This window comes from Streptomyces sp. 13-12-16 (genome assembly GCF_002114215.1).
Lineage (GTDB): Bacteria > Actinomycetota > Actinomycetes > Streptomycetales > Streptomycetaceae > Streptomyces.
In genome coordinates, this window is the sequence record NZ_NCTE01000118.1 from 1 (window position 1) to 25,619 (window position 25,619).

26 protein-coding genes are annotated in these 25,619 nt (G+C 70.5%); 12 read left to right on the forward strand and 14 right to left on the reverse strand.

Annotated elements, in window-relative coordinates:
- The coding region (locus tag B7767_RS05590) for a phosphoribosyltransferase domain-containing protein (protein ID WP_256923331.1) at nt 1-976 on the reverse strand (976 nt) is incomplete at its 3' end.
- 29 nt (nt 977-1,005) lie between these two features.
- On the reverse strand, nt 1,006-2,172 hold the full coding sequence (locus tag B7767_RS05595) for an HpcH/HpaI aldolase/citrate lyase family protein (protein ID WP_085571141.1): 1,167 nt from the start codon (nt 2,170-2,172) through the stop codon (nt 1,006-1,008).
- Nucleotides 2,173-2,353: 181 nt separating this feature from the next.
- On the opposite strand from B7767_RS05595, the gene B7767_RS05600 reads away from it, so the two are divergent.
- Nucleotides 2,354-3,295: a TerD family protein gene (locus tag B7767_RS05600; protein WP_085571142.1), complete on the forward strand. Its 942-nt coding sequence runs from the start codon at nt 2,354-2,356 to the stop codon at nt 3,293-3,295.
- A 30-nt stretch (nt 3,296-3,325) separates the two neighbouring features.
- Here B7767_RS05600 and B7767_RS05605 read toward each other — a convergent pair whose 3' ends face one another.
- The 6 genes from B7767_RS05605 to B7767_RS05630 all read right to left on the reverse strand — a co-directional run bounded on the left by B7767_RS05605 (nt 3,326) and on the right by B7767_RS05630 (nt 7,856).
- Entirely contained in the window at nt 3,326-4,063 is a 738-nt protein-coding gene (locus B7767_RS05605) for a Tellurium resistance (RefSeq protein WP_085571143.1), read from the reverse strand.
- Nucleotides 4,064-4,191: 128 nt separating this feature from the next.
- On the reverse strand, nt 4,192-5,331 hold the full coding sequence (locus tag B7767_RS05610; RefSeq protein ID WP_085571144.1) for a DUF475 domain-containing protein: 1,140 nt from the start codon (nt 5,329-5,331) through the stop codon (nt 4,192-4,194).
- A 49-nt stretch (nt 5,332-5,380) separates the two neighbouring features.
- The gene (locus tag B7767_RS05615; protein WP_073935772.1) at nt 5,381-5,956 is read right to left on the reverse strand and encodes a TerD family protein; all 576 of its coding nucleotides are present in this window, start codon (nt 5,954-5,956) and stop codon (nt 5,381-5,383) included.
- 136 nt (nt 5,957-6,092) lie between these two features.
- On the reverse strand, nt 6,093-6,668 hold the full coding sequence (locus tag B7767_RS05620) for a calcium homeostasis/redox stress adaptation protein (RefSeq protein ID WP_030859518.1): 576 nt from the start codon (nt 6,666-6,668) through the stop codon (nt 6,093-6,095).
- A gap of 182 nt (nt 6,669-6,850) precedes the next feature.
- A complete protein-coding gene (locus B7767_RS05625) occupies nt 6,851-7,309 on the reverse strand; it encodes a peroxiredoxin (RefSeq protein WP_085571160.1) in 459 nt (152 codons plus the stop codon).
- A 109-nt stretch (nt 7,310-7,418) separates the two neighbouring features.
- Nucleotides 7,419-7,856 (reverse strand): DUF3052 domain-containing protein, encoded by a 438-nt coding sequence (locus B7767_RS05630; RefSeq protein ID WP_030218400.1) that lies wholly within the window; start codon nt 7,854-7,856, stop codon nt 7,419-7,421.
- Nucleotides 7,857-8,262: 406 nt separating this feature from the next.
- Here B7767_RS05630 and aceE point away from each other — a divergent pair, with 406 nt between their 5' ends.
- Nucleotides 8,263-11,010: a pyruvate dehydrogenase (acetyl-transferring), homodimeric type gene (aceE, locus tag B7767_RS05635; protein WP_085571145.1), complete on the forward strand. Its 2,748-nt coding sequence runs from the start codon at nt 8,263-8,265 to the stop codon at nt 11,008-11,010.
- 108 nt (nt 11,011-11,118) lie between these two features.
- On the opposite strand, the gene B7767_RS05640 is transcribed toward aceE, so the two are convergent.
- Both B7767_RS05640 and B7767_RS05645 read right to left on the reverse strand, forming a co-directional pair.
- On the reverse strand, nt 11,119-11,427 hold the full coding sequence (locus B7767_RS05640) for a small hydrophobic protein (RefSeq protein WP_085571146.1): 309 nt from the start codon (nt 11,425-11,427) through the stop codon (nt 11,119-11,121).
- Between the two features lie 54 nt (nt 11,428-11,481).
- Nucleotides 11,482-13,101, reverse strand: coding sequence for an MFS transporter (locus B7767_RS05645; protein ID WP_085571147.1), 1,620 nt, complete (start codon nt 13,099-13,101; stop codon nt 11,482-11,484).
- Nucleotides 13,102-13,212: 111 nt separating this feature from the next.
- Here B7767_RS05645 and B7767_RS05650 point away from each other — a divergent pair, with 111 nt between their 5' ends.
- The 3 genes from B7767_RS05650 to B7767_RS05660 all read left to right on the forward strand — a co-directional run bounded on the left by B7767_RS05650 (nt 13,213) and on the right by B7767_RS05660 (nt 16,089).
- A complete protein-coding gene (locus B7767_RS05650; protein ID WP_085571148.1) occupies nt 13,213-13,875 on the forward strand; it encodes a TetR family transcriptional regulator in 663 nt (220 codons plus the stop codon).
- Between the two features lie 81 nt (nt 13,876-13,956).
- Nucleotides 13,957-15,174, forward strand: coding sequence for an alpha/beta hydrolase (locus B7767_RS05655; protein WP_085571149.1), 1,218 nt, complete (start codon nt 13,957-13,959; stop codon nt 15,172-15,174).
- 66 nt (nt 15,175-15,240) lie between these two features.
- Entirely contained in the window at nt 15,241-16,089 is an 849-nt protein-coding gene (locus B7767_RS05660) for a DUF4429 domain-containing protein (protein ID WP_085571150.1), read from the forward strand.
- Between the two features lie 133 nt (nt 16,090-16,222).
- Here the strand turns inward: B7767_RS05660 and B7767_RS05665 are convergent, their stop codons facing one another.
- Nucleotides 16,223-17,239 (reverse strand): aldo/keto reductase, encoded by a 1,017-nt coding sequence (locus tag B7767_RS05665; protein ID WP_085571151.1) that lies wholly within the window; start codon nt 17,237-17,239, stop codon nt 16,223-16,225.
- Entirely contained in the window at nt 17,236-17,709 is a 474-nt protein-coding gene (locus B7767_RS05670) for a MerR family transcriptional regulator (protein WP_085571152.1), read from the reverse strand. The genes B7767_RS05665 and B7767_RS05670 overlap by 4 nt, the downstream gene beginning before the upstream one ends.
- A gap of 96 nt (nt 17,710-17,805) precedes the next feature.
- Here B7767_RS05670 and B7767_RS44400 point away from each other — a divergent pair, with 96 nt between their 5' ends.
- Both B7767_RS44400 and B7767_RS05675 read left to right on the forward strand, forming a co-directional pair.
- On the forward strand, nt 17,806-18,024 hold the full coding sequence (locus tag B7767_RS44400; protein ID WP_179167038.1) for a hypothetical protein: 219 nt from the start codon (nt 17,806-17,808) through the stop codon (nt 18,022-18,024).
- 18 nt (nt 18,025-18,042) lie between these two features.
- A complete protein-coding gene (locus B7767_RS05675; protein WP_085571153.1) occupies nt 18,043-18,864 on the forward strand; it encodes a serine hydrolase in 822 nt (273 codons plus the stop codon).
- A gap of 153 nt (nt 18,865-19,017) precedes the next feature.
- Here the strand turns inward: B7767_RS05675 and B7767_RS05680 are convergent, their stop codons facing one another.
- Nucleotides 19,018-19,674 carry a pirin family protein gene (locus B7767_RS05680; protein WP_179167039.1) on the reverse strand — a complete coding sequence of 219 codons (657 nt, stop codon included), beginning with the start codon at nt 19,672-19,674 and terminating at the stop codon, nt 19,018-19,020.
- 62 nt (nt 19,675-19,736) lie between these two features.
- On the opposite strand from B7767_RS05680, the gene fasR reads away from it, so the two are divergent.
- The 5 genes from fasR to fabF all read left to right on the forward strand — a co-directional run bounded on the left by fasR (nt 19,737) and on the right by fabF (nt 24,693).
- Entirely contained in the window at nt 19,737-20,942 is a 1,206-nt protein-coding gene (fasR, locus tag B7767_RS05685; protein ID WP_085571154.1) for a fatty acid biosynthesis transcriptional regulator FasR, read from the forward strand.
- 89 nt (nt 20,943-21,031) lie between these two features.
- Complete coding sequence (locus B7767_RS05690; protein ID WP_085571155.1) at nt 21,032-21,943, forward strand: ACP S-malonyltransferase; 912 nt, start codon at nt 21,032-21,034, stop codon at nt 21,941-21,943.
- A gap of 22 nt (nt 21,944-21,965) precedes the next feature.
- A complete protein-coding gene (locus tag B7767_RS05695; protein WP_085571156.1) occupies nt 21,966-22,967 on the forward strand; it encodes a ketoacyl-ACP synthase III in 1,002 nt (333 codons plus the stop codon).
- 81 nt (nt 22,968-23,048) lie between these two features.
- The gene (locus B7767_RS05700; RefSeq protein ID WP_085571157.1) at nt 23,049-23,297 is read left to right on the forward strand and encodes an acyl carrier protein; all 249 of its coding nucleotides are present in this window, start codon (nt 23,049-23,051) and stop codon (nt 23,295-23,297) included.
- Between the two features lie 124 nt (nt 23,298-23,421).
- Nucleotides 23,422-24,693: a beta-ketoacyl-ACP synthase II gene (fabF, locus tag B7767_RS05705; protein ID WP_085571158.1), complete on the forward strand. Its 1,272-nt coding sequence runs from the start codon at nt 23,422-23,424 to the stop codon at nt 24,691-24,693.
- A gap of 218 nt (nt 24,694-24,911) precedes the next feature.
- Here the strand turns inward: fabF and B7767_RS05710 are convergent, their stop codons facing one another.
- Nucleotides 24,912-25,406, reverse strand: coding sequence for a DUF3145 domain-containing protein (locus B7767_RS05710; protein WP_085571159.1), 495 nt, complete (start codon nt 25,404-25,406; stop codon nt 24,912-24,914).
- Nucleotides 25,407-25,619: the final 213 nt, after the last annotated feature.

Here is a 25,619-nt window from a genome sequence, read left to right on the forward strand (position 1 = left end):
CGTCCGGCCAGCGCAGGTCCACTCGCGTGGCTCGGCCGGGGCCGTCGGCCGGGTGCGGGCCGGATGCGGCCGGTCGCGCCCACGCCGCGGTGGCCGCGGATTCGACCACGCCTCGCGTCCCCTGTGGGAGATGTCCGTCCCCCGAGCCCGGAAGCCGACGATCGGCCCCACTCCCCGGGGGCGTGGGGAACTGCGCGACCGGCCCCGACGGGCCGGCGGACGCCCGGCCGCCCCCCGCGGCACCCTCGTACCGCGCCACCAGGGACTGGCCCTTCTCCAGGACGCCGTCAGGCAACCGCACCGTGCCCGACGCGGTCGTCACCAGGTCGATGCGTGCCCCGATCTCGCGGGCGAACTCGTCCAGGCGGCCGGTGTCGGTGGGCGACCGCATGTCGACGAGGGCGACCACGACATAGCGCCCCCGCGGATACCGCGCATGAAGGTCCCGGACGGTGTTCAGCACCGTGTTCCCCGTGGAGAACTCGTCGTCGACCAGGACCAGTGGGCCGTCCCCGGCCAGCAGGGACGGGTCCTCCGGGAGCAGCAGGTGGGACGTGGCGTGGGAGTGGGACTCCTCGAAGCCGCCGGCCGTGGCGGTCCCCACGACCGGGCGGCGGGTGGAGTGCAGGTAGGGGGCGACGCCCAGGCCGTCGGCGACGGAGTGGCCGAGACCGGTCGCGGTCTCCGCATAACCCAGGACGACCGCGTCCTCCGCCGAGTCACCCAGCAGCTCCCGCACCCGGCGGCCGAGCGCGACGCCGTGGCCGTACACGACGGACGGGGACTGGGGGACGTGCTTGCCGAGGACGTTGGAGACCAGCAGGTGGGCCCGCTTGGGGTTGCGGCGCAACGCCAGTCCCAGCAGACCGGGCAGGCTCTCGTCCCCGGCCAGTTCGACGCCGAGCCGCTCCGTGACCCAGCTGCCGGACCATATGTCCTCGCCGGCCCGGGGTCCGTGACGCACCGGCCGGCGCATCCCCTCGTTCACAGTCTTCTCCGTCTCGGTCACTCGGCCAGGCCCGCCGCGAGCAGTTCCACGAAGCCGATGTCCTCGTTGGTGACGCCGAAGACCTCGGCGCGCAGCAGGGTCCGCTCGGCCCAGGCGCGGTGGGGTTTCACCTCGTTCATCTTGTTCGTGTAGGCCGACCTGAGTACACCCCCGCCGCCGCGTTCCGGCCGGAGGATGTCCTGGGCGTCGCTGAACTCCTCGTGGCTGACGACGGACAGCGCGTGCACGGGGAGTACGTGCGAGGGGTGGATGCAGGTCTTGCCCAGCAGGCCGTTGGCCCGGTCGAGGGAGATCTCGCGCAGCAGGCCGTCCATGGCGTGTTCGATCAGCTTCTCGCGCAGTGCCACGGCCTGCACCTCGTGGAAGGGGCTCTGCCGCAGGAGTGGCTTGAACATGCGTTCCTGGACCCGGAAGTACTCCCAGACCGGTCCCGTCACGGTGAATCCGGTGCCGTCGGCCCGGGCCAGCATGTTCACCACGTCGGAGATCACGGAGGCGACGACCTGGATGTCGTACGCCGTCATGTCGGGGCCTCTGCGCAGCCCGTAGGAGGAGCAGAAGTCGGTCACGCCGAGGCGCAGTGCGAGCACGCGGTCGCGGTACTTGTCGACGGCGCGGAAGATGCCTTCGAGGGTCTCGACGCGGGATTCGCGGTAGAGCAGCTCGGGCGACTCCAGCACGGGCATGGCGAAGAGCCGGTGGCCGCTTTCGGCCTCGGCGGTGGCCAGCGCCTCCAGGAACGGCAGGCCGCGTTCCGCGGTGAACTTCGGCAGTACGAATCCGGACAGCAGCGCGACGGAGGGGCCGAGGCGGCGGACGATGTCGGGGATCTGTTCGGGGGTGCGGACCCGGATGAACAGCAGCGGCAGATCCGCCCCGGGCCGCCCGGCCAGGTCGGCGAAATGCCGTACGAGGTTCTCCTCACCGGCCGGCACGTCGGCGTCGCTGATGGAGTCCTCCAGGCACAGCACCATGGAGACCACACCGTTTCCGCCCTGCTTGACGACGTCGTCGGCGAGCCGGGGCCGGGTCGCGGGGCTGTAGAGCGTGGCGCCGAGGGCCGCGGAGAGCAGCCGGGCCGGGGAATCCGGCGTGAACTCGCCGGGCTCCCGGTAGAAGAGACGTTTCCGCACCGCAGGGGCGATGTGCCCGAAATGACGCATTGAACTCCCCCGTGGCCTCTCTGGAATCCATGGAATCTGTGGAATGTCGGAAGGTGGCCGGTAATAGTACGTAGCGATCCATGTCGGCGGTTCCCCCGGGGCATGAACTTCAGGTAACCCCACTGTGTCACCCCCGACCCCCGCGTTGTCGTGACCAGGACGGAGAAGGCAGGATGACCGCATGACGCACGCGATGCTCAAGGGGTCGAACGTCCCTCTCGAGGCCACCACGGTACGTGCCGTGCTGCGCTGGTCGCCCGGGCAGGGGGTGCCGGACATCGACGCCTCCGCGCTGCTCCTCGGTTCCGACGGTCGTGTGCGCTCCGACGAGGACTTCGTCTTCTACAACCAGCCACGGCACCCTGCCGGGCAGGTGTGGCGGCTCGGCAAGAAGCGTGTCGCCGAGGGCCTGACCGACACGATCCAGACGGATCTGGCCGGTGTCGAGTCCGGTGTCGGCCGGATTCTGCTCGTCGCGTCGGCGGACGGCGTCGCCTTCGACCGCGTACGGGACCTGCGCATCCTGCTGTACGACGCGCAGGCCGCCGACGGGGACGCGCTGGCGTATTTCGACATCAAGCCGGAGACCGGCGAGGAGACCGCGCTGATCTGCGGTGAGCTGTACCGGCGCGGTGAGGGCTGGAAGTTCCGGGCGCTCGGCGAGGGCTATTCGAACGGCCTGAAGGGTCTGGCGACCGACTTCGGCATCTCGGTGGACGAGTCGGAGGCCGCGCAGGAGCCCGATCCCTCGGACGTCACCCAGCTTCCGCCCCCGACGGCGCACGTACCGGCCTCCGACCGGACCTCCTCCGAGGCTCTCACGCAGCCGCAGGCACCGCTCGTCCCGCCGGCGCCCGAGGTGTCCCGGCCGCTGCCGCCCGAGCAGCCGGCGGGGGTGCCCGCGCAGCCCGCGTACGGCTATCCGCCGCAGCAGCCCGCGGCCACACAGCCGGCCTACGGCTATCCCCAGCCGACCAGTCAGCCCGCCTACGGATACCCTCCGGCGCCCGCCACGGCCGCCGCGGGGGCGCCGGGCGGGTACGGTTTCCCGCCGCCGGCCGCCGCCTCCCCCGACCCGGACTTCCGGCTCCCGCCGCAGGGTCCGCAGTTCATCGGGCGCTGACGGGCCGGCACCCGTGCGATCAGGGGCTTCTCAGTGGACGGCCTTCGTCTTGAAGCCCCTCCCCCACTGGAGCCCCCACCCGTACAGCCGGTCCAGCTCGGCCTGGAACCCGTACACGAACTTCACCTCGCGGCGGACGAGGATCTCGTTCTTGACGTTCTCGATCATCACCACCGCGCAGGAGCGGGCCTGGGGGTGGCGTTCGTCGAGGCCGATCTCGATCCGCGGGCCGTTGCTGGGGTAGAGCGTGACCATGGCGTGCGTGCGGTCGAACGCGGGCGTCTGGTCGTAGATGTAGGCGAAGACCAGCAGGCGCTTGATGTTCTCGCGGTGGTCCAGGTTGACGTACATGGTCTCGCCCGAGCCGGACCCGAACCGGTCGTCGCCGCTGAGCTTGACGTACGGCGCGGCGTTGACGTCGCCGAGGAAGCCGCCGAGGGGCTGGACCACGCCCTTGGTGCCGTCCTGGAGCTCGTACAGACACCCCAGGTCGAGGTCGACGTTGACCATGGACTGGCTGTGGCCGACGACCTCCGGCGGTTTGAGCGCCTTGAGGGGGTGGCGCAGCAGGCTCTCCCGCTGGGAGCCGCCGAAGTCGGAGGTCCGCATCCGCCAGCTCAGGTTGATCCGCAGGTGGCCGGTGGCCGCGCCCTGTTTGGTCAGGGACACCTGACCGTGCCGTTTGGTCAGCTCGATGGCGTTGCTGGCAGCGCTGCCCGAGTCGAAGGCGCTCTCACGTCCGCGCCACAGTCCGTCCAGGAAACCCATTCCCGCCCCAAGTCAAGTCGCCGAACCCCGCTCGGGCCGCCGGGACTCCCGGACGGCCGACGGGGCGGCCACCGAGGAGTGGTCCTCGGTGGCCGCCCCGTCGAGAGCGTTCCTCACCCGGAGGGCTGTCACACCCCGGAGGTGACCTCAGTCTTGTCGCCGGCGTTCCCCTCGGCCGCCGCGAGCCGCTTGTTGCGGCGTACGGAGGACCAGAAGGAGGCGCCGATCAGGATGACGCCGATGGAGCCGGTGATGAGTTCGGGGATCTCGTACTGGATGGTGACGAGCAGGATCAGCGCCAGGGCGCCGATGGCGTAGTGCGCGCCGTGCTCCAGGTAGACGTACTCGTCCAGGGTGCCCTGGCGGACCAGGTAGACGGTCAGGGACCGCACGTACATGGCGCCGATGCCCAGGCCGAGGGCCATCAGGACGATGTCGTTGGTGATGGCGAAGGCGCCGATGACGCCGTCGAAGGAGAAGGAGGCGTCCAGGACCTCCAGGTAGAGGAACATGAAGAAGGCGGCCTTGCCGGCCATGGCCACCACCGTGCGGGGCTTGCCCTCGCGGGCGGCCTTCTCCTCCTCCTCGTGCTCGTGCTCCTCCTCCTCTTCGAGCTTGTCCTCGAAGTAGCCGGACAGACCGCCCACGATCATGTAGGTGATCAGGCCCGCGATGCCGGACAGCAGGACCGTCTCGGCCTTGTCGACGTGCGTGCCGCCGTGCTGGTGGGCGTGGGTGGCGAAGGTCATGGCGGAGATCAGCAGGATGACCAGGGCGATGCAGACCGACAGCATGTCGACCTTGCCCAGCTTGGCCAGCGGCCGCTCCAGCCAGCCCAGCCACTTGATGTCGCGGTCCTCGAAGATGAAGTCCAGGAAGATCATCAGCAGGAACATGCCACCGAACGCGGCGATCGCCGGGTGGGCGTCGGTGACGAGCTCCTGGTAACGGTCCTTGTCGCTGAGCGCGAGATCGACCGCCTCGATCGGGCCGAGCTGCGCGCTGACCGCGACGATCACGACGGGGAAGACCAGCCGCATGCCGAAGACGGCGATCAGAATGCCGATGGTGAGGAAGATCTTCTGCCAGAAGGCATTCATCTTCTTCAGGATGCCGGCGTTGACCACCGCGTTGTCGAAGGACAGCGAGATCTCGAGGATCGAGAGGATCGCCACGATTCCGAAGGCGGTCCACCCCCCGAAGAGGATCGCTGCGACCAGGCCGAGCGCGGTGACCGCGAACGACCAGCCGAAGGTTTTCAGAACCACTGGCTACCCCAGGTGTGTTAACGGGTCTCCCCCGCTGCCGTGATCGGCTTTACGAAACGTTGACTCCGAAGTCTAGAGCGATGCCCCGCAGCCCCGACGCGTACCCCTGTCCCACGGCACGGAACTTCCACTCGCCCTGATAGCGGTAGAGCTCGCCGAAGATCATCGCGGTTTCGGTGGACGCGTCCTCGCTCAGGTCGTAACGGGCGAGTTCCTGGCCGTCCGCCTGGTTCACCACGCGGATGAAGGCATTGCTGACCTGGCCGAAGGTCTGGCCGCGCTCGTCGGCCATGTGGATGGAGACCGGAAAGACGATCTTGTCGCACTGAGCCGGCACCTTGGGGAGGTCGACCAGCAGGGACTCGTCGTCCCCGTCGCCCTCACCGGTGAGGTTGTCACCGGTGTGCTCCACCGAGCCGTCCGGGCTCTTGAGCTGGTTGTAGAAGACGAACCACTCGTCCCCCATGACCCGGCCGCCGCTGCACATCAGCGCGCTGGCGTCGAGGTCGAAGTCGGCTCCGGTGGTGGAGCGCGCGTCCCAGCCGAGCCCGATCATGACCTGCGTGAGGTTGGGTGCGGCCTTGGACAGGGAGACGTTGCCCCCTTTGGCAAGCGTGACGCCCATGATGCTGGTCCCTCCCCGGGTGGTGATGTTCCTCAGGTGGTACTGCGCGTCCGGCGCCGCACGTAAACCGTGCGGCGCCGGGCGGTGCGGCCGCGGAAGGCGGCCGGGTTCGGGCGTGGCCGCCCTGCGGTGCCTCTCAGACGTTCACCCCGAAGTCCTGCGCGATGCCGCGCAGGCCCGAGGCGTAGCCCTGGCCGATGGCGCGGAACTTCCACTCCGCGCCGTGCCGGTACAGCTCACCGAAGACCATGGCGGTCTCGGTGGAGGCGTCCTCGCTCAGGTCGTAACGGGCGATCTCGGCCTCGCCGGCCTGGTTGACGACGCGGATGAACGCGTTGCGCACCTGGCCGAAGGACTGCTGGCGGTTCTCGGCGTCGTAGATGGAGACGGGGAAGACGATCTTCTCGATGTCGGCGGGGACCCCGGCGAGGTTGATCTTGATCTGCTCGTCGTCGCCCTCGCCCTCACCGGTGAGGTTGTCACCGGTGTGCTCGACCGAGCCGTCCGGGCTCTTCAGGTTGTTGAAGAAGATGAAGTGCGCGTCACTGGCGACCTTGCCGCTGCTGTTCAGCAGCAGGGCGCTGGCGTCGAGGTCGAAGTCGGTACCGGTCGTGGTGCGGATGTCCCACCCCAGACCGACGATGACCGCGGTCAGGCCCGGCGCCTCCTTGGTCAGCGATACGTTGCCGCCCTTGCTGAGGCTGACTCCCACGAGTCCTCCATTGGTGTCCTGGGGCGGGGTGCCCCGTAGTGCGTCGGATGTCGGATCAACGATCCGATCCTAGTGACGGGTTCCCGGCCGCCGCAGGCCCGGCGGCCGAAGAATCACAGGGTGTCGGGCCGGATCCACGGGTGTCGAGCGCTTTGACGTGACCGTCGAGCGCTTTGACGTGACTACAGGGCGTCGAGCGCCTTGACGTACTCGTTCAGGTCACGGGCGTCCGGCAGGGCGTTGACGACGGTCCAGCGCACGACGCCCTCCTTGTCGATGATGAACGTCCCGCGCACCGCGCACCCCTTGTCCTCGTCGAAGACGCCGTACGCGCGCGAGACGTCGCCGTGCGGCCAGAAGTCGCTGAGCAGGGGGTACTCCAGGTCCTCCTGCTCGGCGAAGACGCGCAGGGTGTGGATGGAGTCGTTGGAGACGGCGAGCACCTGGGTGTCGCGGTCGGAGAACTGCGGCAGCCGGTCGCGGACCTCGCACAGCTCGCCGGTGCACACACCGGTGAAGGCGAACGGGTAGAAGAGCACCACCACGTTCTTCCGCCCGCGGAAGTCGGACAGCTTCACGGTCGCCCCGTGGTTGTCCTTGAGTTCGAAGTCGGGGGCCTTGTCGCCGACCTGGATCGTCATCGTCGTGTTCATCCCTTCGGGGTGGTTCGCTCCGGCCACCCTACGCAGGGAGCACGACAGGCCGACGGACGGGCCGACGCGTGACGCGACCGGCCCGTCCGGGGGTGGTTCACCGCTTGGACTTGGCCGCCTTCGGCGTCGCCAGCCGGCTGCCGCTCCAGTCCTTGCCCACACTGACGCTCTTGGCCGCCGTCAGGCCCGCCGTGGTGGCCGCCTCCGAGATGTCGCTCGGCTCCACGTAGCCCGAACGGCCCGTCTTCGGCGTGAGAAGCAGGATCGCACCGCCCTCTTCGATGTACGTGGTGGCATCCACCAGCGCATCCGTCAGGTCGCCGTCGTCGTCGCGGAACCACAGCACAACGGCGTCAGCCACGTCGTCGTAGTCCTCGTCGACGAGGTCGCTCTCGATGACGCCCTCGATGGCCTCGCGGAGCTCCTGGTCGACGTCGTCGTCGTAGCCGATCTCCTGGACCACCTGCCCGGGCTGGAACCCCAGCCTGGCGGCAGGGTTCGTCCGCTCCTCCGCGTGGTCCGCGGTCGCGCTCACGGGTTGCCTCCTGATCATGTCTTGGGAATAACTCAGCCACGCGCGTGCGCGAAGCATTGGCCGTAGTCCACACGGGCGGGACGGATCGCGCAAGTACCCGGCCGTGCAGACCGCCGAAACGGTGACGATCCTGGCCGGGTCACCGCAACTCCAGGCACACCATCATGGCCTGAAGTGACGCACACCACACCTTTGTGCCCCGTTTGGCCCTTTGGGAACCGTCTATGTGTACGAAGACTCGAATGGACGAGCCCCATGGACACCGTACTGGTCCCGACTCCGGATTACCTCCCGGTAGAGATGACGCCGACGGCCCCGAGGTGGACCATGGGGAGCGGCGCAATCCGGGCCGTACCGGCGAAAAACAGCGGCCCGTCTCCCGGCCCTCTGACAGGTAAGGAACAGCGTGGCTTCCGCATCCGATCGCAACCCGATCATCATTGGCGGCCTTCCGAGTCAGGTTCCTGACTTCGACCCCGAGGAAACCCAGGAGTGGCTCGACTCCCTCGACGCCGCGGTCGACGAGCGCGGCCGGGAGCGGGCCCGCTACCTGATGCTGCGGCTGATCGAACGTGCCCGCGCCAAGCGCGTGGCCGTGCCCGAGATGCGCAGCACGGACTACGTCAACACGATCCCGACCCGCGCCGAGCCGTTCTTCCCGGGCAACGAGGAGATCGAGCGCAAGATCCTCAACGCCACCCGCTGGAACGCCGCGGTGATGGTCTCCCGCGCGCAGCGGCCGGGCATCGGGGTCGGCGGCCACATCGCCACCTTCGCCTCCTCCGCGTCGCTGTACGACGTGGGCTTCAACCACTTCTTCCGCGGCAAGGACGAGGGCGACGGCGGCGACCAGGTCTTCTTCCAGGGACACGCCTCCCCCGGCATCTACGCCCGCGCGTACCTGCTGGACCGGCTGAGCGAGCGGCACCTGGACGGCTTCCGCCAGGAGAAGTCGAAGGCGCCGTACACCCTGTCGTCGTACCCGCACCCGCGGCTGATGCCGGACTTCTGGGAGTTCCCGACCGTGTCGATGGGCCTCGGTCCGATCGGCGCGATCTACCAGGCGCGGATGAACCGCTACATGCACGCGCGCGGCATCGCGGACACCTCGCGCTCGCGCGTGTGGGCGTTCCTCGGCGACGGCGAGATGGACGAGCCGGAGTCACTGGGCCAGCTCACCCTCGCCGCGCGCGAGGGCCTGGACAACCTGACCTTCGTCGTCAACTGCAACCTGCAGCGGCTCGACGGCCCGGTGCGTGGCAACGGCAAGATCATCCAGGAGCTGGAGTCGGTCTTCCGGGGCGCCGGCTGGAACGTGATCAAGCTGATCTGGGACCGCACCTGGGACCCGCTGCTCGCGCAGGACCGCGACGGCGTGCTGGTCAACAAGATGAACACCACGCCGGACGGCCAGTTCCAGACGTACGCCACCGAGTCGGGCGCGTACATCCGCGACCACTTCTTCGGCGACGACCACCGGCTGCGCGCGATGGTCGAAGGCATGACCGACGACCAGATCCTGCACCTGGGGCGCGGCGGCCACGACCACCGCAAGATCTACGCGGCGTACAAGGCGGCGGCCGAGCACAAGGGCCAGCCGACGGTGATCCTGGCGAAGACGGTCAAGGGCTGGACGCTGGGCCCGAACTTCGAGGGCCGCAACGCCACGCACCAGATGAAGAAGCTGACGGTCGACGACCTCAAGCACTTCCGGGACCGGCTGCACCTGCCGATCTCCGACAAGGACCTCGAGTCCGGCCTGCCGCCCTACTACCACCCGGGGCCGGACACGGAGGAGATGCAGTACATGCACGACCGCCGCAAGTCGCTCGGCGGATACGTGCCGACGCGGGTGGTGCGGTCGAAGCCGCTGCGACTGCCCGAGGAGAAGACGTACGCGACCGTGAAGAAGGGGTCGGGCCAGCAGTCCATCGCGACGACCATGGCCTTCGTCCGTCTCCTCAAGGACCTCATGCGGGACAAGGAGATCGGCAAGCGCTTCGTACTGATCGCGCCGGACGAGTACCGTACGTTCGGCATGGACTCGTTCTTCCCGAGCGCGAAGATCTACAACCCGCTCGGCCAGCAGTACGAGTCGGTGGACCGGGAGCTGCTGCTCGCCTACAAGGAGGCGCCGAACGGGCAGATGCTGCACGACGGCATCTCCGAGGCCGGCTGCACGGCCTCGCTGATCGCGGCGGGATCGGCGTACGCCACGCACGGCGAGCCGCTCATCCCGGTGTACGTCTTCTACTCGATGTTCGGTTTCCAGCGCACCGGTGACCAGTTCTGGCAGATGGCCGACCAGATGGCGCGCGGTTTTGTCCTGGGCGCGACCGCGGGGCGCACGACGCTGACCGGTGAGGGTCTCCAGCACGCGGACGGCCACTCGCAGCTGCTGGCGTCCACGAACCCGGCGTGCGTCGCGTACGACCCGGCGTTCGGGTTCGAGATCGCGCACATCGTGCGGGACGGGCTGCGCCGGATGTACGGCTCCGACGAGGAGCACCCGCACGGCGAGGACGTCTTCTACTACCTGACGGTGTACAACGAGCCGATCCAGCACCCCGCCGAGCCCGAGAACGTCGACGCGGAGGGCATCGTCAAGGGCCTCTACCGCTTCAGCGAGGGCACGGCGGGCTCGCTCCCGGCGCAGATCCTGGCGTCCGGGGTCGCGCTGCCGTGGGCGATCGAGGCGCAGAGGATCCTCGCGGAGGAGTGGAACGTCAGGGCCGACGTCTGGTCGGCGACCTCCTGGAACGAGCTGCGGCGCGAGGCGGTGGACTGCGAGCGGCACAACCTGCTGCACCCGGAGGAGGAGCAGCGCACCCCGTACGTGACGCGGAAGCTCGCGGCGGCGCAGGGGCCGGTGGTGGCGGTGTCCGACTGGATGCGGTCGGTGCCGGACCAGATCGCGCGGTGGGTGCCGGGGACGTACCAGTCGCTGGGCGCGGACGGGTTCGGGTTCGCGGACACGCGGGGGGCGGCGCGGCGGTTCTTCCACATCGACGCGCAGTCGATCGTGGTGGCGGTGCTGACGGAGCTGGCGCGGGAGGGACACGTGGACCGGTCGGTGCTGAAGCAGGCGATCGACCGGTACCAGTTGCTGGACGTGGCCGCGGCCGATCCCGGGGCGGCGGGAGGCGACGCGTAGGGCTCGGACGGGGGAGGGCGGTCGTACCCGCCCTCCCCCGCTCCCGGCTGTGTCGTCATAGGGGTGGGCCCCGGCGTTTCGCCGGGGGCCCACCCCTATGACGACACGTCAGAACACCGAATAGCCCGACGTGGTCGCTCCGGCCAGGAAGACGACGGCCAGGAGCGTGTCGATGGCGCCCAGGACGAGGGCGACCAGGGCCGGCACCGAACGGGAACCCGTCCAGCTACGGCCCATGGCCAGCCACCCGCAGACGATCGCCACCGGGCCGAGGACGATCCCCAGCACGAAGAAACCGGCGACCGCGCAGATGGTTCCGATGATCCCGAGCGTCGCGCGATCCGGCCCGGACCGTGACCACGTCCGGCCACGTGTGCGGGGGTGCCTGCGCGTTCCGTGTCCGAAGCTCGCCATCATCAACTCCCTGAAGGGTTGGCTGATATGGCGGGTACCCCCGCTTCCGCGGTGAATTCAGATGTGGCCGACGCCCGCGCCCGCCTCCGCGTTCTCACCGCGCTTGGTGAGGAAGGCGACCAGCACCGCCACCGCGGCGACCCCGGCGGCGACCAGGGACGCCAGGCTCATGCCGGAGATGAAGGTGTCGTGGGCGACGTCGGTGATCTTCGCGGCGATCTGCGCCGGGGTGCCCTCGGCCACCGGAGCCGCACCGACCTGCACGGCCTCGGAAGCCTGATCGGCCTGTTCCGGGGTGAGCGGCGGAAGCCCGGCCTTCGCCCAGTTGCCCTCGAGGTCGCTGTCCACCTTGGAGGCCATCACGGCGCCGAGCACGGCCGTACCGAGGCTGCCGCCGATCTGCATGGCGGCCTGCTGGAGACCGCCGGCGACACCGGAGAGCTCGAGCGGCGCGTTGCCGACGATGACCTCGGTGGCGCCGACCATGACCGGCGCGAGGCCGAGGCCCAGCAGGGCGAACCAGAGCGACATCACGCCGCTGCCGGTGTCCGTCTCCAGCGTGGACATGCCGTACATGGCGAGCGCGGTGAACGCCATGCCGCCGGCGAGCGGGATGCGCGGGCCGACCTTGGTGATCATCACTCCGGCCAGCGGCGATCCGACGATCATCATGCCGGTGAGCGGCAGCAGGTGCAGACCGGCGTCGATCGGGCTCATGCCGTGCACGTTCTGCAGGTAGAAGGTGACGAAGAACAGGCCGCCCATGAAGGCGATGGCCATCAGGACCATCAGCACGACACCCGCGGACAGCGGGACGGAACGGAACAGCGCCAGCGGGATCAGCGGTTCCTTCACCTTCGTCTCCCAGAAGGCGAAGGCCCCGAAACCGGCGAACGAGCCGACGATGAACGACCAGGTCTGGACGTCGCCCCAGCCCCACTCGGGGGCCTTGATCAGGGCCCACACGAGGCAGAACATCGCACCGGAGAGCAGGGCTATGCCGAGCAGGTCGAAGGAGCGCGGGGCGTTCTCCGCGCGGTGGTCGAGCAGGATCCACACGCCGAGCACGAGGGCGAGGACGCCGACCGGCACGTTGATGAAGAACACCGACTGCCAGTTGACGTGCTCGACGAGGACACCACCGAGGATCGGGCCGCCCGCGGTGGAGGCACCGATGACCATGCCCCAGATGCCGATCGCCATGTTGAGCTTCTCGGCCGGGAAGGTGGCCCGCAGCAGGCCGAGCGCGGCCGGCATCAGCAGGGCACCGAACAGGCCCTGGAAGACACGGAAGGTGACGACCAGCGCGATGCTGTCGGACAGACCGATGGCCCCCGACGCGGCGGCGAAGCCGACGACACCGATGAGGAAGGTCTGGCGGTGGCCGAAGCGGTCACCGAGCTTGCCCGCGGTGATCAGGCAGACCGCGAGGGCGAGGAAGTAGGCGTTGGTGATCCACTGGAGCTCCGACAGCGAGGCGCCCAGGTCGTCGCCGATGGCCGGGTTCGCGATGGCCACGATGGTGCCGTCGAGGGCCACCATCATGACGCCCACGGCGACGGTGATGAGGGTGAACCAGGGGTGCCCGCGCAGCCCCTTGCCCGGGGTCCCGTCCGACGGGGCGGCCGGCGTGCCGTCCCCCGGCCCCGTCTTGTCGATGGTGGTCTGACTAGTCATACGTCGGACATTAATGTCAGCCGCTGACAGTTGACAAACCAATTCACTAGTCGGTCGCTGACAGGACATCTGCATATAGCCTGAACTGCGGAAACGGTTCGAGGAGGAGCAATGGGGACGGTCGGGACCGCCGTGGGCGCGCTGCCGCGGCCGGGTCTGCGGGAGCGCAAGAAGCAGCGCACGCGGGACGCGTTGGTGCGGGCCGCGCTGGAGCTGATCGCCACGCGCGGGTACGAGGGGACGACCGTCGACGACATCGCCGCGGCCGTCGACGTCTCGCAGCGCACCTTCTTCCGCTACTTCGCGAGCAAGGAGGAGGTGGCGTTCTTCGTCCCCCGGCTCGCGGAGTCGCACGTCATCGGGGCCGTACGCGGACGCCCGCCGGGCGAGGCGCCGCTGGAGGTGCTGCGCCGGGCCGTGCTGGACAGCTGGGACGGCATCAACGAGGCCGTCGAACAGCTCGTCCCCCTGGAACTGCACATGCGCGTCTACCGGGTGATCGAGTCGACGCCCGCCCTGCTCGCCGCCCATCTGCGGCGCGCCACGGAGCTGGAGGAGGAGCTGGCGCGCATCATCGCCGAGCGCGAGGGGCTCGACGTGGACGCCGACCCCCGGCCGAGGATCCTGGTGGCCGCGTTCGGCGGGGTGATCCGGGTGGCGGAGCGGCGCTGGTCCGCCGGGGACGACTTCAGCGCGGCGGCCATGCGGGACCTGATGACGACCTGTCTGGACCACGTGGGACCGGCGCTCGCGGAGAACTGGCGTACGGATTGATCCCTGAACCGGCACAACGAAACGTGATCCCGGTCACTTGGTTCACGCGAGACCCTCCCGTTCTCCTAGTGTGTCCTTTCAGTGACTTCCTTCGACACCTCCCCGCAACTGAACGTCTGGCGCATGCTGCTCGCGCTCGCCGTCGTTTTCGTGATGCTGGCGACCACGGGCTGGACGGCACTGCGCCATCAGCGCCACCCCGCTCCGCTCCAGGCGTCGCTCAACGCGTGGGAGCACGGCCGGATGGCCGGCCACCGGCTGCCGGACCCGGACGCGGCGCCCGCGCGGCTGACCCGGTTCTTCGCCTCCCTCACCGTGGGGCAGCGCGCGAGTCTCGCCCGCCGCTATCCGCTCGCGGTCGGCAACATGAACGGCGCACCGGTCCAACTGCGCTACCAGGCCAACCGCATCGCGCTGGAGCAGGCCCGCAAGGTCGAACTCGAACGTGTGCACGACAGCCGTCTCACCGCCTCGGGCCAGCGGCAGGCGGCACGCCGGATGGACCGCTTCGAGGCGCTGATGCGTCCCGGCCGGCACATCCTCGCCTTCGACCCGTCGGGCTCCGGCCGGGTCGCCGAGGTCTTCGGCGACCTGCGCAGGGCCGAGCGGGTCTCGGTCGTCGTCCCCGGTGCCGACACCGACCTGCTCACCTTCCAGCGCACGAACCGCGCGCACTCGGCCCCCGTCGGCATGGCGAAGTCCCTGTACGCGGCGGAGCGCGCCGCCGATCCCACGACCCGTACGGCCGTGATCGCCTGGGCCGACTACACGGCCCCCCACGGGCTCGGCATGGACGCGGCCACGGCGATGCGCGCCGAGGACGGCGCGGTGCGGCTGGAGGCGCTGGTGCGCGGACTGCCCGGGATCGCCCCGGTCTCGCTGTTCTGCCACAGCTACGGCTCCGTGGTGTGCGGGATCGCCGCGCACGCCCTGCCGGAGCGGGTGTCCGACATCGCGGTGGCCGGCAGCCCCGGCATGCGGGTCGAGAACGCCGCCCAACTGCACACCACCGCCCGGGTGTGGGCGATGCGGGACGCCGACGACTGGATCCAGGACGTGCCGTACCTGGAGCTGGGCGGTCTGGGCCACGGGGCCGACCCGGTGGCCGCGGAATTCGGCGCGCGGGTGCTGTCGGCACGGGAGGCCGAGGGCCACGCCGGGTACTTCGAACCGGGCACGGACAGTCTGCGGAACTTCGCCGAGATCGGTGTTGGCGCATACCGCGCGGTGTCCTGTGCGGGCGAGGACGACCTCTGCCGGACGGGTTTGTCCGGTACGACCACTACCGGACGCGCGTAGAGGCGGAGATACTGCGGTATGCGTGGGGAAGGGACGGAGAAGCTCGTGCCGCATACGATGAGCCGCATGGGTGACGTACTGGCCGGATTTCATGCCGCCTGGGAGTTCGGGTCCGACTCCGTGCTCATCCGTTACGAACGGGGGATTCGAACACCCAAGCTGTTCCAGGCGCTCGGCGAGCGGCGTGTTCCGCTGGAGGCGATCGAGGGGGTCACCCTCGCGCCCGGGAAGCGCGGGACGGTGGTCCTGCGGATCGAGCTCCGGCCCGGTGCCGATCCGCTGATGGAGGCCGCCTCCGGGCAGTTGAAGGAGAGCAGCGACCCCTACCGGCTGGTGCTGCCCGCCGAACGCGAGACGCTCGCCGAGTACTACGCCGACGAACTGCGCGCGCAGCTCACCGAGTCCGGCCCCGCCGAACGCCATCTGGTGGCCGCCCCCGAGGTGCCGCTGCAGTTCAAGGCGTACGACGGGAAGGCGACCTTCGACGGTACGGCGGTGGCGTTCCGGTGGTTCTGGACGGGGGCGTCGTCGGCGAAGTGGAAGGCCGGGGACCAGCGGTTCCCGGTGGGCGAGTTGAGCGGGGTGGAGTGGCGGTCGCCGGAGGTGTTCGAGGGGCACCTGCGGTTGCTGCGGCGGGACGCGGGGGCCCCGCCGGCGCAGGCCGACCAGGATCCGGCCGCCGTGGTGTTCGGACTGGGGTACGGGCCCGTGCACGAGTCGTTGCCGTTCGCGGCGGCCGTGCTGGCGGCGGTGCGGAACTGCGCGCCGGTGCCGGCGGTATCCACGGCGCGGGCGCGCCGTGACCCCGCGGACATCGCCGAGCGGATCCGGCATCTCGGGGAGTTGCATCAGGCGGGGCTGGTGACGGACGAGGAGTTCTCCTCGAAGAAGGCGGAGTTGCTCGCGGAGCTCTAGCGTCTGCCGGGGGCGGTCGTTCCTTGCCTCTGCCGGGGGCGGTCGTTCTTCGCCTCGGGTCGTCCGTGGCCGGTCGCGCCCGCGCGGCGGAGCCGCACATCGGTACGGCTCCGCGCCCCTGGGGGGTGTTGCCCTACTCCCTTCCCGCAGAGGTGAAGCTCATGTCCGCGTAGCGGGTGCCCGTCACCTTGGCCGCGATGGGCTCCAGCAGGGCCAGTTCCTCCTGCGTCAGGGTGATGTGCGTCGCCGCCGTGTTCTCCTCCACCCGGGCCGGCTTGCGGGTGCCCGGGATGGGGACGACCGGGAGGCCGTGGACCTCCGACCGCTGGTGGACCCAGGCCAGGGCGATCTGGCCCGGGGTGGCGTCGTGGGCCTCGGCCACCGAGCGGACCGGTTCCAGCAGCGCCGCGTTGGCCGCCGCGTTGGCGCCCGTGAAGCGGGGCATCCGGCGGCGGAAGTCGTCGGCCGTCAGGTCCTGGTCGGCGTCGGCGAAGGAGCCGGTCAGGAAGCCACGGCCGAGCGGGGAGTACGGGACCAGGGTCACGCCCAGTTCACGCGCGGCGGGTACGACCTTCGCCTCGATGTCCCGGCTGAACAGCGACCACTCCGACTGCACGGCGGCGATCGGGTGCACCCCGTGCGCGGCGCGCAGTTCGTCGGCCGTGACCTCGCTCAGACCGAGCTGCTTGACCTTGCCCTCGCGCACCAGCTCGGCCATGACGCCGACGGTCTCCTCGATCGGCACGTTCACATCGCGCCGGTGCATGTAGTAGAGGTCGATCACGTCGACGTCCAGGCGCTTCAGGCTCGCCTCGACGGCCTCGCGGATGTACGGCGCGTCGTTGCGGATGATCCGCCGGGTCGGGTCCTCCGGCGGGATCGACAGGGCGAACTTGGTGGCGACGACCACCTCGTCCCGGTGCGCCGTGAAGAACGGGGCGAGGAACCGCTCGTTGTCCCCCGCGCCGTACGCGTCCGCCGTGTCGTACAGCGTGACGCCGAGCTCCAGGGCCCGCTCCAGGGTCGCCCGGGAGGCGTCCGCGTCCGCGGGCCCGTAGGCGAAGCTCATGCCCATGCAGCCGAGGCCCTGCACGCCCACCTCGGGGCCGCCCTCGCCCAGTGCCGCCGTGCCGATCCTGCCGTTGGTCATCGTGTCCTCTCCGACGCCAGGGCGCGCCCGGCGTCCGCGTAGAAATCGATCTTCCGGTCGAGCACGGCGAGCGTGCCCTGGAGTTCGGCGATCCGGGACAGTACGTCCTCGCGGGTCTGCTGCAGCAGTTCGAAACGCTCGGTGTACGTGTGATCGCCCGCGCGGACCAGTTCCGCGTACCGCACCATGTCCGCGACCGGCATCCCGGTCAGGCGGAGCTTGCCGACGAGGGCGAGCCAGTCGAGGTCACGGTTGCTGTAGCGCCGCTGGCCGGTGTGGGACCGGTCGATGTGCGGCATCAGCCCGATGCGCTCGTACCAGCGCAGGGTGTGCGCCGTCAGCCCGGTGAGGGCGACGACCTCGCTGATCGTGTACCTGTCCGCGCCGTCCGGCCGCCGATCCCCCTGCGGCGGGCCGGCGCAGGGGTCCGCGCCGGTCCCTGTGGTGGTCTCCGTCTCCGTCACCGTCATGGCCACCACGCTAGAACGCTGGAGTGCACTCCAAGCAAGCGGTGAAGGCGGGAAACGGACGGGGCGCGGGGGCGGGTGGCCGATTGGCGTACGGTCATGCCCCCCTGTACGCCGGGGGACGCGGAGGAAGTCCTGCGTCCGCGCCGGGTGGTGATCGCCCCGATGCCCCTGTCCGACGTGGAGGCGCTGCCGGCGTGGTTCCGCGAGCGCGGCGCCCGGCGGGTCCGTCCCACCGCGTCCGCGCGGGCCGAGCCGTCGTGCGTCGCGAGGGGCTCCGGGCCCGAACCGGACCCCTTGCCGGAGCCGGCCCTCTGAGCGCTTAGGCTCGACGGCATGTCGCTGAAGAGCCTCGCGTTGATCGAGAACTGGCCGGTTCCCACCGCCGCGGCGGGTGTCGTACGGGCGGACGGCACCGTCCTGGGCACGCACGGCCCGACCGGGCACCGCTTCCCGCTGGCCTCGGTCACCAAGCCGCTGGCGGCGTACGCGGTGCTCGTGGCGTACGAGGAGGGCGCGATCGAGCTGGACGAACCGGCGGGCCCGGAGGGCTCGACGGTCCGGCACCTGCTCGCACACACCTCGGGGCTGGCCTTCGACGAGCACAAGGTGACCTCGGCACCGGGTGAGCGGCGGCTGTACTCCAACGCCGGTTTCGAGCAGCTCGGCGACCACGTCGCGAAGGCGACGGAGATCCCGTTCGCGGAGTACCTGCGGCAGGCGGTGCTGGAGCCGCTGGGCATGACCGGAACCTCGTTGGAGGGCTCCCCCGCCAAGGACGCCGTCTCCACGGTGGCCGACCTGCTGCGCTTCGCCGCCGAGGTGCAGGCCCCGCGCCTCCTCGACCCGCGCACGGTCGCCGCGGCGATGACGGTCCAGTACCCCGGCACCAAGGGCGTCCTGCCGGGCTACGGCCACCAGAACCCCAACGACTGGGGCCTGGGCTTCGAGATCCGTGACTCCAAGTCCCCGCACTGGACGGGCGCGTCGTCCTCGCCGCGCACCTTCGGCCACTTCGGCCAGTCGGGCACGTTCCTGTGGACCGACCCCGACGCGGGTGTGGCCTGCGTGGCCCTGACGGACCGCGCCTTCGGCCCCTGGGCGGTCGAGGCGTGGCCGCCGTTCACCGACGCGGTGCTGGCGGAACTGCGCGGCTGAGCCCCGCGCACCGTCCGGCGGCCCCCACGACCACCGGACGGCCCCGGCTCCCCGTGCCGGCACCCGCCCGTCGGCGGCTGGTCCTTCGCGGGGAGGGCCCACAGGACCCCGTACGGGTCGTCGCCGTCGCGACCCACCGGCCGGTCGCCCCGGTCAGCCCCGCATCTCCCACAGCAGCAGCTCCGCCGCCGGGCCCACGGCGACCGCCTCGACGTCCTTGGCGTCCGTGATGCGGGCCGCGTCGCCCGGGCCCAGTTCCTCGTCGTCCAGGCGGAGACGGCCGCGGACGACATGGGCGTACACGTACGCGGCGTCGGGGACGGCCGTGCGTTCGCCCGCCGTCAGCCGGCGTACGTGGAGCATCGCGCCCGCCTCCGGAAGGGCGTACGGGGTGGAGTCCGCTATGCCGGGGACGACCTCGTAGTGCGGGTCGCCGCCGGGTTCCAGCGGCGCCAGCCACATCTGGAGGAAGGTGAGGGGGCGGTCACCCGCGTTGCGTTCCACGTGGCGGACGCCCGACGCGGCGCTCAGGCGCTGCACGTCGCCGGGGCGGATCACCGTCTCCTCGCCCGTGGAGTCGCGGTGGGTCAGCTCGCCCTCCACCACCCACGTCACGATCTCGGTGTGGCTGTGCGGGTGCTCGTCGAAGCCGGCGCCGGGGGCGAGGTGCTCCTCGTTGCAGGCGATCACCGCGCCGAAGCGCAGGTTGTCCGGGTCGTAGTGGGGGCCGAAGGAGAAGGCGTGCCACGTCTCGATCCCGGTCGCCGGATCGCCGCCCTGGTAGCGCTCGTGCGCGCGCCGTACGTCCATCACGTCGTCCACCGTAGACCCGGCGACACGCGCGGCCGTACCGATAAGGCAGTCTTGTCCCCGTGCCCGAACCAGAAACCAGTACCAACGAAGCCGCCGCACGCCCCGCCCATCCGCATGCCGCGACGCTGAAGCGGCTGGAGAAGTCGTCCGGCAGTCTCGCCGCGCAGGCGATCGCGCGGATGGACGAGACGCTGTCCTGGTACCGGGCCATGCCCCCGGAGAACCGTTCCTGGATCGGCCTGGTCGCGCAGGCGGGCATCGCCGCGTTCACCGAGTGGTTCCGGCGCCCGGACGCCCCGCAGGCCATCTCCACCGACGTGTTCGGCACCGCGCCGCGCGAGCTGACCCGGGCGATCACGCTGCGGCAGACCGTGGAGATGGTGCGCACCACCATCGAGGTCATGGAGTCCGCCATCGACGAGGTGGCGGCGCCCGGCGACGAGAGCGTGCTGCGTGAGGCGCTGCTCGTGTACGCCCGTGAGATCGCCTTCGCCACCGCCCAGGTGTACGCGCAGGCCGCCGAGGCACGGGGTGCCTGGGACGCGCGGCTGGAGTCGCTGGTGGTGAACGCGGTGCTCAGCGGTGAGGCCGACGAGGGGGCCGTGTCGCGGGCCGCCGCCCTGGGGTGGAACTCGCCCGAGCACGTGTGCGTGGTGCTGGGCACCGCGCCCGACGGGGACTCCGAGCTGACCGTGGAGGCCATCCGGCGGGCCGCCCGGCACGCCAAGCTCCAGGTGCTGACCGGGGTGCTCGGCGACCGGCTGGTGGTGATCGCGGGCGGCAGCGACAATCCGCTGGGCGTCGCGAAGTCGCTGATCGGGCCGTATGCGGCGGGGCCGGTCGTCGCCGGCCCGGTGGTTCCCGACCTGCTGGCCGCGACCCGGTCCGCGCAGGCCGCCGCGGCGGGACTCAAGGCGTGTTCCGCCTGGCAGGACGCCCCGCGCCCGGTGCTGGCGGACGATCTGCTGCCGGAGCGGGCGATCGCCTCGGACCCCTCCGCCCGCGAGCAGTTGGTGGAGGAGATCTACAGACCGCTGGAGCAGGCCGGGGCCGCGCTGCTGGAGACGCTCAGTGTCTATCTGGAACAGGCGAGCAGTCTCGAAGGCGCGGCGCGAATGCTGTTCGTTCACCCCAACACCGTCCGCTACCGGCTTCGACGTGTGACTGACGTCACCGGATGGTCACCCTCCGATGTACGCTCTGCGTTCACGCTGCGGATCGCGCTGATCCTGGGGCGTCTGGCCGACGGCGATCTCCATCCCTAGCCTTTTGTCGGGGCCCCACAAAACCGCCTCCTGTTCTTCGTCCTTGTCCCCACGGGCGGCCGTGCCCGTCCCCAAGAGAGAGTGTGAGAGTGCTCGTACTCGTCGCTCCCGGCCAGGGTGCCCAGACTCCCGGCTTTCTGACTGAATGGCTCGACCTCCCCGGTGCCGGGGAGCGCGTCGCCGCGTGGTCCGACGCCATCGGACTCGACCTCGTCCACTACGGCACGAAGGCCGACGCGGACGCGATCCGTGACACGGCCGTCGCCCAGCCGCTGCTGGTCGCGGCCGGGCTGCTGTCCGCCTCCGCACTCGGAGACGTGGCACCCGGTGCCGTCGCCGGTCACAGCGTCGGCGAGATCACCGCCGCCGCCTTCGCGGGCGTCCTCGACGACACCGCCGCGCTCTCCCTGGTCCGCAAGCGGGGTCTGGCCATGGCCGACGCCGCCGCGATCACCGAGACCGGTATGGCCGCGCTGCTCGGCGGCGACCCCCGGACGACCGTGGCGCACCTGGAGAAGCTGGGTCTGACCCCGGCCAACATCAACGGCGCGGGCCAGATCGTCGCGGCCGGCACCAAGGAGCAGCTCGCCGCGCTGGAGGCGGACAAGCCCGAGGGCGTGCGCAAGGTCGTCGCGCTCAAGGTGGCCGGCGCCTTCCACACCCACCACATGGGTCCCGCCGTGGACACGCTGGCGAAGGCCGCCGAGGCCCTGACGCCGGGCGACCCGAAGGTCACCTACGTGTCGAACAAGGACGGCGGGGCGGTCGCGACCGGCGCCGAGGTGCTCGAGCGTCTGGTCGGCCAGGTCGCCAACCCGGTCCGCTGGGACCTGTGCATGGAGACCTTCAAGGAGCTCGGCGTCACCGCCCTCCTGGAGGTCTGCCCCGGCGGCACGCTGACCGGCCTCGCCAAGCGCGCCCTGCCCGGTGTGAAGACGCTGGCCCTGAAGACCCCCGACGACCTCGACGCGGCCCGCGAGCTCGTCGCCGAGCACGCCTGACGCCCCTAAGGAGCCGACCCGCATGGCGAAGATCAAGCCCAGCAAGGGCGCCCCGTACGCGCGCATCCTCGGCGTGGGCGGCTACCGGCCCACCCGGATCGTGCCGAACGAGGTGATCCTGGAGACGATCGACTCGTCCGACGAGTGGATCCGCTCCCGCTCCGGGATCGAGACCCGGCACTGGGCGTCCGACGAGGAGACCGTCGCCGCGATGTCGATCGAGGCGTCCGGCAAGGCGATCGCGGACGCCGGGATCGACGCCTCGCAGATCGGCGCCGTCGTCGTCTCGACCGTCTCGCACTTCAGCCAGACCCCGGCCGTCGCGACCGAGATCGCCCACAAGCTGGGCACGGACAAGGCCGCCGCCTTCGACATCTCGGCCGGCTGCGCGGGCTTCGGCTACGGGCTCACGCTGGCCAAGGGCATGGTGGTGGAAGGTTCCGCCGAGTACGTGCTCGTCATCGGCGTGGAGCGGCTGAGCGACCTGACCGACCTGGAGGACCGGGCCACGGCCTTCCTGTTCGGTGACGGCGCGGGCGCGGTGGTCGTCGGCCCCTCCCGGGAGCCCGCGATCGGCCCGACCGTGTGGGGCTCGGAGGGCGACAAGTCCGAGACCATCAAGCAGACCGTGCCGTGGACGGACTACCGCGACGGGACCGTCGAGAAGTTCCCCGCGATCACGCAGGAAGGCCAGGCGGTGTTCCGCTGGGCCGTGTTCGAGATGGCGAAGGTCGCCCAGCAGGCGCTGGACGCGGCCGGGATCACCGCGGACGAACTGGACGTCTTCATCCCGCACCAGGCCAATGTGCGGATCATCGACTCGATGGTGAAGACCCTGAAACTGCCGGAGCACGTCATGGTCGCCCGTGACATCCGCACCACCGGCAACACCTCGGCCGCCTCGATCCCGCTCGCGATGGAGCGGCTCCTGGCGACCGGCGAGGCGAAGAGCGGCGACACCGCGCTCGTCATCGGCTTCGGGGCGGGTCTCGTCTACGCCGCTACGGTCGTTACCCTCCCCTAGGCACTGCGTGCCGGATCATGCGTCCGGTACGCGAGGCACCACCACCCCATCCTCTGAGAATCACAACGAAGGAGCGCCACCATGGCCGCCACGGAGAAAGAGATCGTCGACGGTCTCGCGGAGATCGTGAACGAGATCGCCGGCATCCCGGTCGAGGACGTCGAGCTGGACAAGTCCTTCACCGACGACCTGGACGTCGACTCGCTGTCCATGGTCGAGGTCGTCGTCGCCGCCGAAGAGCGCTTCGACGTCAAGATCCCGGACGACGACGTCAAGAACCTCAAGACGGTCGGCGACGCGACCAAGTACATCCTCGAGCACCAGGCCTGAGCCCTGCCGGGCCTTCCGTCCGCCTTCCGTCGGTACGGGAGGCCCGGGGGCCGGGCACCCCGGCCCCGCCACCCGGCGGTGGCGCCGTACGAATCCTCGTAGATCCGTTGGAGAATGAATTCCGATGAGCCCGACCAATCGCACCGTGGTCGTCACCGGTATCGGCGCAACCACACCGCTGGGTGGCGACGCAGCCTCGACCTGGGAGGGCCTGGTCGCCGGACGTTCCGGCGTCAAGCCCCTCACCGAGGAGTGGGCCGCCGAGCAGGCGGTCCGTATCGCGGCCCGGGTGGCCGTGGAGCCCACCGAGGTCATCCCCCGGCCGCAGGCCCGCCGCCTGGACCGCTCGGCGCAGTTCGCGCTGATCGCGGCCAAGGAGGCGTGGGCCGACGCCGGTTTCGAAGCCAGGGCCGGTGAGGACCCGAGCGTCGACCCGGACCGGCTGGGCGCGGTCATCGCCTCCGGCATCGGCGGCGTGACGACCCTGCTGGACCAGCACGACGTGCTGAAGGAGAAGGGCGTACGCCGTGTCTCCCCGCACACCGTCCCCATGCTGATGCCGAACGGCCCGTCCGCGAACGTGGGTCTCGCGGTGGGCGCCCGCGCCGGTGTGCACACGCCGGTCTCGGCGTGCGCGTCGGGTGCGGAGGCCATCGGCTACGCCATCGAGATGATCCGCACCGGTCGTGCCGACGTCGTCGTCGCGGGCGGCACGGAGGCGGCGATCCACCCGCTGCCGATCGCCGCGTTCGGCAACATGATGGCGATGTCCAAGAACAACGACGACCCCGAGGGCGCGTCGCGTCCCTACGACGTCGCCCGGGACGGCTTCGTCATGGGTGAGGGCGCGGGCGTGATCGTCCTGGAGTCCGCCGAGCACGCGGCCGCGCGTGGTGCGCGGGTCTACGCGGAGGCGGTCGGTCAGGGGATCTCGGCCGACGCGCACGACATCGTGCAGCCGGAACCGGAGGGGCGGGGCATCTCGCACGCCCTGCAGAACCTGCTGGAGCGCACGGACCTGGACCCGGCGGAGATCGTGCACGTCAACGCGCACGCGACGTCCACGCCGGCCGGTGACATCGCGGAGCTGAAGGCTCTGCGGAAGGTGTTCGGGGACCACGCGGACCACTTCGCGGTCTCCGCGACGAAGTCGATGACGGGGCACCTGCTGGGCGGGGCGGGTGGGGTGGAGTCCGTGGCCACCGTGCTCGCGCTGTACCACCGGGTGGCTCCGCCGACGATCAACGTCGAGAACCTCGACCCCGAGGCCGAGGCGGCCGCGGACGTCGTTCGTGGGGAGGCGCGGAAGCTGCCCGTGGACGGGCGGATCGCCGCGTTGAACGACTCGTTCGGGTTCGGTGGGCACAACGTGGTGCTGGCGTTCCGGTCCGTGTGACCGGGGTCGGTCTGAAGGGCCTTCACCCCTGGCGGGGTGGGGGCCCTTTGCCGTGCGGCGCCGTGGGGGTGTGCCGGGAGTTCTTTCGCCCCCGCCGCCCCTGCCCGTCCCGTCCTCAAGGGGCTTCGCCCCTTCGACCCCTGGCGGGGAGATCGGGCGGGTGCGGGCGCGTCATGGCTTGTCGCGCAGTTCCTCGCGCCCCTTGCAGGGGCGCTTCTCTAGACCACCTGGTGGAGCCAGCGGACCGGGGCGCCTTCGCCTGCGTAGCGGAAGGGTTCCAGTTCGTCGTCCCAGGGTTTGCCCAGGAGTTTGGCGATCTCCGATTCCAGGTCGGTCTGCTCGGTCCGGGAGCGGGTCAGGGCGGCCCTCAGGCGGTCCTCGGGGATGAGGATGTCGCCGTGGATGCCGGTGACGGCGTGGAAGATGCCCAGGTCGGGGGTGCAGCTGTAGCGCTCGCCCTCGGCGGTGGGGCAGGGTTCCGAGGTGACCTCGAAGCGCAGCATCTGCCAACCGCGCAGCGCGGAGGCGAGTTTGGAGGCGGTGCCGGCCTGGCCCTGCCAGGAGAACTCCGAGCGCCAGGTGCCGGGGGATGCGGGCTGGCGGATCCAGTCCAGGCTGACGCGCGTGCCGAGCACCCCGGCGATGGCCCACTCGACGTGCGGGCACAACGCGCGCGGCGCGGAGTGCACGTACAGAACTCCACGAGTCGTCACCGGAACCTCCGGACGGAACAGGCGCGGTCCGGGCGGACCACGTTGATGGCGAGGCTACCGTGCGACGGCGCAAGGAGTGTGACGTACCGTCGGTCCAGGTGCCGGGAAACCTTCAGCATTCACCCGGCAGGACGCCTGTACGGGTGTGCAATGAACACACCACGACACACGGGGAGGCGACGAATGGGACAGGCGGTGCGGAGACCGACCCGC